This is a genomic window from Methylocapsa sp. S129 (genome assembly GCF_009765995.1).
In the GTDB taxonomy this organism is placed as follows: domain Bacteria; phylum Pseudomonadota; class Alphaproteobacteria; order Rhizobiales; family Beijerinckiaceae; genus Roseiarcus.
Genome location: NZ_LMUI01000046.1, coordinates 144,747 through 153,128, shown reverse-complemented (window position 1 = coordinate 153,128; position 8,382 = coordinate 144,747). Strand labels below are relative to the sequence as shown.

Genomic DNA, 8,382 nt, shown 5'->3' with positions numbered 1-8,382 from the left:
CCCCACCCCCACCCGCGCCCGCCACTATGCGAAGGGTTTAGCCGACTCCGGTTTCGCGTGGCATCGAAGATCGGCGGAAGGAAGCGCGTCGCAGTTTGCCAGAATGGTGTTCGAATATCTGGAGTGGAGGACGCTGCGGCGAACGTTGGTCCCAGCTCTACGTCGTGAAGCGCGATCTCTTGTCGTTACACATACGGCAAATTGTGGAGGTCAAAGGTGTCGATGATCTGGGGCCTGAAATTATTGGTCGCCGCTGTGGCGATCACCGTCTGCGTAACGGCGTCGGCGCAAACGCATCCCAAACAATCGCAAGGAAATACGTCTATGGAAACCGATGTTGAAACAGTGAAGACTTCGATGCTCGGCGAATGGGTGAGCATCGCGCCGGAGGTTAGGCCGAGCGCCTCCAAGAATGCGGACGGCACGCTAAAGCCGTTCTATCTGAAGCGTGCTTTCAAGTATTTGGCGGGTGATCACTTCGAACTCGTGATCACCAACTTCGCCGATCCTTATGGAGCGGTGCCCCTCGCCCGGATTGCCCTCAAGGGGCACATGCAATGGCGAGGCGCACATCCGATCGCCCCGGGCGCGCAGAAGGTTGATTTCGTCGCCGACGAGGGTTACGAGGTCACACCGCTCGTCCAAGGATTTGCCGACCTTCTTAATAAGATTGGAGGCGCAGGCTACGGTAAATGGGAAGTCAACGTCTCCCAGAGCGTGCTCGGGAAGACATTTGCTTCTTTTGGTTTGAAGGAGGGGACGAATTTTGCGGAATTCGACCTGATTTACACACGAAGTGATCTACTCTTTTGGGGCGCACGAAACATTGACGGGCGCGGCTTCGATACGGAACAAAACAGACCGACGAACCTGCAAATCCCTCTAGTCCGTCCTTAATTTGGAGCTAGGACTGCGCCGCGTTTTCAAGTACGGCTCTGACATCGTCAACCTTTGTTACGCGCTCCATCACAATGCTGTCCAAAAGACCCAAGGCGGTTTCTGTTGTGAACTCCGCTATCTTCTCGAGGGCGAACTCGTCAGCCAAGCCCGACGCGGTCCCAAACGCCGCGCCGGTGCAATTGGAAACAAAGGCGCCTACGCCCATTCCTGCAGCCGTGAGTGTTGCGGCTTTCGCCAGTTTTCGTGCGCGCTGTCTAGAATTCCTTTCCGTTCGCCAACGACCCCAAGGTAAGCTTTTTCCGAAGCCCCGGAAAGTCGACCGGAGGTGGACGCCTCGAACCTCGATCCGCTCTTAGGCCAACGTTCCGGAGGAAGGCACGTTCCGATATTCGCGAGGTGGCACGCCGAAGCGGTTTCTAAACGCTTTGCTGAAGTGACTGAGATCGTTGAAGCCGTTCTCCATCGCGATCTGCGACACGCTGCGGCCCCGCAATGCCGGATTCCTCAACTGTGCGGCGCAGCTTTTGAGACGGCGACTCCACATGTAGCGGGAAAGCGACGTTCCTTCGGCTTCCAGCAACTGATTGATGTATCGTTGCGACAGCTTCAGCTCTTCGGCAATGGTCGCAGAGGTCGCATTGGGATTCCTAAGCGAGCGCTCGACGGTCGCCTTGACTCTTATCAAGGCAAGGCTGCGGTATTCGCTCAGCGGCGGCTGACCGGATTCGGCGAGCTCGGCAACCATCGCCGCGAGGAGTTCCGTGAAATTTTGAGCAACTCTTATCCGAGCGCTGTCGCCGAGCTTTAGTGCGCTGTCCACGAGACGGGAAAGATACGCGAAGACCATCGGCGCGAGCTCGCTCCGATCGCTAAAATTGCAAGCTAACAACCGTTGCGGAAGGTCGTTGCGGCTGGCGATAAGCTGCCGCGGAACCCGGATGCAGGCTAGATCGAAAGCTTCGTCGGAATGCAGTCGGTAGGGGCGCTCCGCGTCGCACAGCGCCCCGTCGCCGGCCCTGAGCTGCGCCACACCCCCGTCCTGCTCCGCGACCATGGAGCCTGACAAAACGAAATTGAAAACCAAAGTGGCGTTTGCCGATCTCGATATGCCGGCTTTACTGCGCTCCGCGCTGTGGGGGGAGGCCTGGATACGGCAGAGGTGAAGGTCGCTGACCGGCGTCCCATGAAACGCCGCTTCGAAGCCGCGGTCGCCCACGAGCTTGTACTCAAGGTCCACCAGATTGTCGCACACCACATCGTGCCAATAGGCGAATTTCTCGCGCACTGGTATGTTGGCCGTCGTGGCGAAAACTGGTTGCATAGTCCTCGTCGCACCTGCTGCCGCGACCAGCCCACAAGGCCATCCCGACTTTCCGCAATCGCAGAACGGTCTCCGTTCCTCACTGCGTGCTCGCGCATGGCAAGTCTATCCCGCAGCGACAGGGAATCAAGCAGGAAATATGCCATCTGCCGCGCCCCTGAAGGCCTCGCCGCGATTGGGCATCCAGGCCTGGTTGGTCCACTAGCGCCTATTCAACAAAGTTTCGGTTCCTTCCTGGCCAAGTTCGTCTTGCCGGGATGGGCCAATATCACTCGGCTTTAGATCGGCGCCACCGCAGCGGAGGAGAGATTCATGGCCTCTCGAACTTCTTCTGATCGGACCAGTTCGATGGCGACCTCCGTCGGCTCGGTCCCCAGGAGCGGGGTGCAGTCCTGTGACCGGTGGCGGGCGAGTCGAACTGTTCAAGTCCAGACAGCGAATACCGCCTGCTGAAGGGCGCCCGCTTCCGCCACGCGGCGGGGCAACGAAAGCGCATTGGAAGACGATAGGAGAGAATGACTAATGGGCGTCAGGCATCCCAAATTCAAAGCGGCCGTAGTGCAAGCTGCGCCGGTTTGGATGGATTTGGAAGGTACGGTCGCCAAGACCATTAAATATATCGAGGATGCCGCGAAGAACGGTGCGAAGCTGGTCGGCTTTCCTGAGCTTTGGGTTCCCGGTTATCCATGGCATGTCTGGATCGGAACGCCAGCCTGGGCGATCGCGAAGGGATTTGTCCAACGTTACTTTGACAATTCGCTCACCTACGACAGCGCTCTCGCACGGCAGATCGCGGAGGCGGCGCGCGACAACAAAATCACGGTCGTGCTTGGTCTCTCGGAACGTGACGGGGGCAGCCTCTATATTTCGCAGTGGCTGATCGGTCCGGACGGGGAAACCATCGCCAAGAGACGCAAGCTTCGGCCAACGCATGTCGAGCGAACGGTCTTCGGCGAGGGAGACGGCAGCCATATTGCAGTCCACGAACGAGCCGATTTGGGGCGGCTGGGGGCGCTTTGTTGCTGGGAGCACGTCCAACCTCTAACCAAATTCGCAATGTACGCACAGAACGAACAAGTCCATGTCGGAGCTTGGCCTAGCTTTTCGATGTACGAACCATTCGCACATGCGCTCGGTTGGGAGACTAACAACGCCGTCAGCAAGGTTTACGCGGTCGAGGGGTCCTGCTTTGTACTCGCGCCTTGCGCGGTCATCTCACGGGAGATGGTCGACGAGATGTGTGACACCGAAGATAAGCGCAGCCTGGTGCACGAGGGCGGGGGGCACGCCGTAATCTACGGGCCCGACGGAAGCCCGCTGGCCGCGAAGCTGCCTGAGACCGAAGAGGGAATCCTATACGCCACCATCGATCTTGCGGCCATTGGCGTCGCCAAGAACGCGGCTGACCCGGCGGGGCACTATTCTCGCCCCGATGTGCTCCGCTTACTCTTCAACAACAAGCCTTCGCGGAGAGTAGAATACTTTTCGTTGCCGCACGATGTGACCGAGCCCAAGGTGAACGGCTCTGACTAATTTTGTGCGAGAACGGGGGGCTGGTTTCCAGCGACTCCAAGGTTGGGGTCGACGGTCGGTCGGCGCTCGACGGATGGGACAGACGCCTGCAGCAAACCGCTCGAAGATACGCCGAAAATCCCAACCGAACGGCGACGCCAACGTTCTTCGATAAATCAATCAAGATGAGAGGTTGTCATGAGCAATCACGCGAAATACCGGACGACATTGTTCGCCTCCTCCTTGCTTGTCGCCGCGATCGGGCTCGCCAGTCCGGCGCATTGCGCTGAAGCAATCCGGATCGGCGCTGTAAGCACGATTACCGGAGCATTTACGTTCCCAGAATCAACCGCCGCGGCGAAGGCAGTTTTCGATCGAATCAATCAAGCCGGCGGAATAGAAGGGCGAAAGATTGAGTACCTCATTGAGGACGACAAGGGTGACCCTGGAGTTGCCGCGCAAGCGGCGCACCGTTTGGTCGACGACAAGAGCGTCGTGGTAAATGTCGCGTCCGCAAGTCTTCCCGAATGTTCCGCGAACGCGGCCTATTATAAGAGCAAAAACTTTCTTTCGGTCCAGGGCACCGGAGTGGATCCGGTTTGCTTCACCTCGTCGAACATATCGCCTGTAAACACCGGCCCTTACCTCGGCCTCGCGATCTCTCTATACTTCGCGAGCGAAATCCTGCACAAGGCCGACGTATGTTCCTTTAGCTCGGGGATACCGATCCAGGCGGTGGGCTGGCAGCGCGCTATTGATCGCTATACGCGCGTGACCGGAAAGTCTCTCAAGGTCGACGATCGGACGATGCAGCCAACCGACGATGTGACCCCGCTCGTGCTGAAGGCAAAACGCTCGGGTTGCGAAGCGGTTGTCTTCACCGGAATCGAGCCTCAGGTGGTCGCTTGGATGCAGGCGGTTAAGGAGCAAGGGGTTACCGGCATCACGTGGATATTCCTGACCCCGGCCTACACCACGAACGTCGCAAAGGTGCTTGGAGCTGACGGCGAGGGTATCTACGCAAATTCAGAGTTCGAGCCCTTTCTTACGTCCTCGGAGACGCTGAAAGATTGGCGTCAACTTATGACGTCAAATAATATCCCGCTGACGTCGTTCTCCGAAGGCGGGTATCTTGCTGCGACCATCATTGCCGATGTTATGAAGAATATTAAGGGAGAAGTGACGCGCGAGAGTGTAACCGCAGCTCTTCTTGCTCTCGACAGATACAAGACGCCTCTTATGGGCTCTTCATATTCGTTTGGCCGCGATTCGGCGCATAACCCGAATTCATCGTCAAAGTTCGTTCAGATCAAGGACGGCGCCTGGGTGGTGGCGACACCGGACTTCGTGACTCTGCCGAACTGATCGGAGGGTGTTCCTGAGCGATTCCAATGATGAGTTCGTGAAAATGATCCAGAGCTTGTTGGTCGGATTGATTCCGGGAAGCGCCTACGCGTTGATCGCGACAAGCTTGGTGCTCACGTACAGAATGTCCGGCGTGATGAATTTCTCTCAGTCTGTAGTCGGCGTGTTTGGCACTTACGTCGGGCTGACGATATACGGAGGTGGGTATCCGCAATGGATCGCCATTCTCGTGGGAGTGACTGTCGGGGCGTTACTTTCGCTCGTGATAGGCACAATTATGACGGCGTGGTTCGACCAGGCGTCCGCGCTCATAAAATCGTCCGTGACTATCGCTTTGATGCTAGCCCTGCTTGCGGTTGGCTTTCGTGTCTTCGGCGACGCACCGAGATCAATTCCCAGATTGTTTGCGGGTGCGTCGATTGCCGTTGCAGGCGTTACTTTCTCAGCGTCAGTGCTAATCACGACTGGCTTGGCTCTTTCGATCGGCGTGCTGCTTTCGCTGATCTTGGGGTTCACGAGGGTCGGCGCAATGCTGCGAGCTGTCAGCGAGCGAAGGATCACGGCGGAGCTACTTGGCATACCAGCGGCCCAACTCATTAAGGTGGTTTGGGCCTGCAGTGGAGGGATCACCGCGCTTGCCATTACGCTCGTCGCGCCCAACCGCCCCAGCAACTTTCTTACCCTCAGCCTATTGCTCATTCCCGCGATGGCGTCGGCTTTGTTTGGATTGTTCCGGAGTGTGCCCGCCGCTCTCGCGGGCGGGTTCACGCTTGGCTTGATCGAAGGAGCGTCATCTTATTTCGATGCCGTTGGGCCCTACAGGCAAGCGATGCCCTTTGTCGTCATTTTGACAGTTCTCCTTTGGTCACAGCGGAAGGAGGTGTGGGATGCCTCGCGGTAGGGCGCTCGCCCTTCTGATTATCGTTGTCCTTGGTGTGACCGCAGGCAGTCTGATGCTCTCGGACTATCTGACGTTCCTGGCGACATCAGCTGTCATCGTCGGCATCGCTGCGATGAGTGTAGGGCTCCTTGCGGGACAAGCGGGTCTGGCGTCCCTGTGCCAGATGTCGTTCTGTGGAGTCGGCGCGTGGTGTGCGTGTTGGCTCAATTTGCACTTGCCGCAGATTCCGTTTTTGAGTGTCCTAATCTTGCCTCCCTGCGCCGCCGGTCTCTCCGGTGCGTTGATCGGTTTGCCGACGCTCAGACTGCGGGGAATAAACCTCGCTGCGGTGACGCTCGCTTTTGCCGTCGCTTGCGATGCGCTCTTCATCAGAATTGGATTTCCGGGGAACGAGACGAACACCGGCTTTGAGCGGCCAGCTTGGCTTGCCGACGATCATGCAGTCCTTGTTCTGGGCATACTCGCCTTCGCCGTCGTCGGGGGCGGCGTAGAGTTGCTCCGTAAAACCAAACTCGGCGCCGCATGGACAACGATCGCTCATTCGGAGAGGGCGGCTGCAGCGCTTGGCGTCTCCGTTTCCAGCGCGAAGATTGTGGCCTTTGCGATCGGCGCCGCAATCGCGGGCCTCGCGGGCGCGCTTATGGCTGTGCAGCTTGGAACCCTAACCGGCAGGAACTTCGAAGCGTTGACGTCGCTAGCCGTCTTCTCGCTGAGCATCTTCACGGCCGCGCATTTTCTGGAAGGCGCCGCTATTGCAGGTCTCTTGACGGTGATGGTGCCGGAAGTACTCCGTAGCCTCGGCTTGCCTCTGGATCTAGCGGAGTTTCTATTCGGAATTGGCGCCGTGCAGGCCCTTTATCGGGGCGTGGGAATTGGGGGCAACATCCGAGCGAAGCTCGTTAACCTGACCAGTGACCAGCGCCCCATCGAAACTAGGCACATTGACGTTTCGCATCCGGTTGTCGCGCGTCTTCCGCAACCCGGAAGCTCGCTGACGATAACCGACCTCAGCGTGACCTACGGTCAAGTTAAGGCGGTTGACCATGTCAGCTTCGAAATCCCGCAAAGGGGCGTAGTCGCGCTGATTGGCCCCAACGGTGCGGGCAAGTCGACAATTATCGATGCGGTCTCGGGCTTCGTTAGGGACTACGAGGGGAGCGTGCGCATGGAGAGCACGTCGCTCGAACCCTTCGCGCCGGACGCGCGTGCTCGGTTGGGCCTCCGACGAACGTTTCAACAGTCCCGAGCAACTCCGCATCTGACGGCCCTAGAGTATCTTCGTCTGAGCGCCGGCAGACCCGTGACGCTTGAGGAATCGGAGGAACTGCTTTGCTTCTTTCAGTGTTGCTCGTCACACGACAGAATCGGATCTCTTGAAATCGGATTGAGACGGCTGATCGAGGTTGCCGGAGCCGTCGTCGCAAGGCCTCGTGTACTGCTTCTCGACGAGCCAGCCGCTGGCTTGGCGCACCAGCAATCACGAATTCTGGCCGAGCGCATCGTCGAGATACCCAAGCGCTTTGGATGCTCCATTCTACTTGTCGAACACGACATGTCGCTTATCCAGGCCGTCTGCACAAAGGTAGTCGTTATTGACTTCGGGAAGGTGATTGCCAGTGGCCCCCCGCAGCAGGCTTTAAAGTCGCCAGAGGTGATCGCCGCCTATCTGGGTAAGGAGGTAGCGTGACGATATCCGCCGATCTCGAACTTGCAGGAGTCACGATCGAGCGCGCGGGATCGCTGGTGGTCCGAGACGTCGCAATTAAAGCGCCGCAGGGGAAAATCACGGTTCTTTTGGGACCCAACGGAGCTGGTCGCACGACGTTGCTTGAGGGGGTGGCTGGGGTCATCCCAGTCAGCGAAGGCTCAGCGCTCCTACGAGGATCGCCCTTGCTTGACATGGATCGACTGCAGCGTCAGCGCAGAGGCCTATCGTTCGTGGAACAGGGAAGGACCGTGTTCGCCGGCTTGACCGTTGAAGAAAATCTCGTGATCGTTTCGTCCCGGACGCAAGACGCTTACCTATGGTTTCCAGAGCTAGTCAAAAGAAAAGATGTCCTTGCCTCGAATCTGTCAGGGGGTGAGCAGCAGATGCTTGTCTTGGCGCGGGCTCTTCTCTGCAAACCCTCGTTTTTAATGATCGATGAATTGTCGCTGGGCCTTGCCCCGCTCATTGTTCAACGCTTGCTGTCTCTACTCGTCAGCCTTGCGAGGGACGGGTTGGGCGTCTTGCTCGTGGAGCAGTACGCAAATCTCGCGCTGGAGATTGGTCACTACGCGTATGTCATGAACCACGGATCAATCGTCCTCGGGGGAACGTGCAGCGAATTGCTTTCAGACCCGACCACGCTTCACGAAGCGTATCTTTCCTGAGCGAAGAGAC

General features: G+C 58.1%; 7 protein-coding genes. 6 read left to right on the top strand and 1 reads right to left on the bottom strand.

Going from position 1 to position 8,382, the window contains the following annotated elements; genetic code table 11:
- The first annotated feature begins 222 nt into the window (after positions 1-222).
- Positions 223-897, top strand: coding sequence for a hypothetical protein (locus GSQ90_RS24125; RefSeq protein WP_246731751.1), 675 nt, complete (start codon positions 223-225; stop codon positions 895-897).
- Positions 898-1,252: 355 nt separating this feature from the next.
- Here GSQ90_RS24125 and GSQ90_RS24120 read toward each other — a convergent pair whose 3' ends face one another.
- Positions 1,253-2,221 carry a helix-turn-helix domain-containing protein gene (locus tag GSQ90_RS24120; RefSeq protein WP_158817513.1) on the bottom strand — a complete coding sequence of 323 codons (969 nt, stop codon included), beginning with the start codon at positions 2,219-2,221 and terminating at the stop codon, positions 1,253-1,255.
- Between the two features lie 522 nt (positions 2,222-2,743).
- Between GSQ90_RS24120 and GSQ90_RS24115 the strand changes: the two genes are divergently transcribed.
- The 5 genes from GSQ90_RS24115 to GSQ90_RS24095 all read left to right on the top strand — a co-directional run bounded on the left by GSQ90_RS24115 (position 2,744) and on the right by GSQ90_RS24095 (position 8,372).
- Complete coding sequence (locus tag GSQ90_RS24115; protein ID WP_158817512.1) at positions 2,744-3,754, top strand: carbon-nitrogen hydrolase family protein; 1,011 nt, start codon at positions 2,744-2,746, stop codon at positions 3,752-3,754.
- 177 nt (positions 3,755-3,931) lie between these two features.
- Positions 3,932-5,098, top strand: coding sequence for an ABC transporter substrate-binding protein (locus GSQ90_RS24110; protein ID WP_158817511.1), 1,167 nt, complete (start codon positions 3,932-3,934; stop codon positions 5,096-5,098).
- A 7-nt stretch (positions 5,099-5,105) separates the two neighbouring features.
- Positions 5,106-5,999, top strand: coding sequence for a branched-chain amino acid ABC transporter permease (locus GSQ90_RS24105; RefSeq protein ID WP_158817510.1), 894 nt, complete (start codon positions 5,106-5,108; stop codon positions 5,997-5,999).
- On the top strand, positions 5,986-7,686 hold the full coding sequence (locus tag GSQ90_RS24100) for an ATP-binding cassette domain-containing protein (protein WP_158817509.1): 1,701 nt from the start codon (positions 5,986-5,988) through the stop codon (positions 7,684-7,686). Before GSQ90_RS24105 ends, GSQ90_RS24100 begins: the two co-directional genes overlap by 14 nt.
- Entirely contained in the window at positions 7,683-8,372 is a 690-nt protein-coding gene (locus GSQ90_RS24095) for an ABC transporter ATP-binding protein (RefSeq protein WP_246731745.1), read from the top strand. Before GSQ90_RS24100 ends, GSQ90_RS24095 begins: the two co-directional genes overlap by 4 nt.
- Positions 8,373-8,382 lie beyond the last annotated feature (10 nt).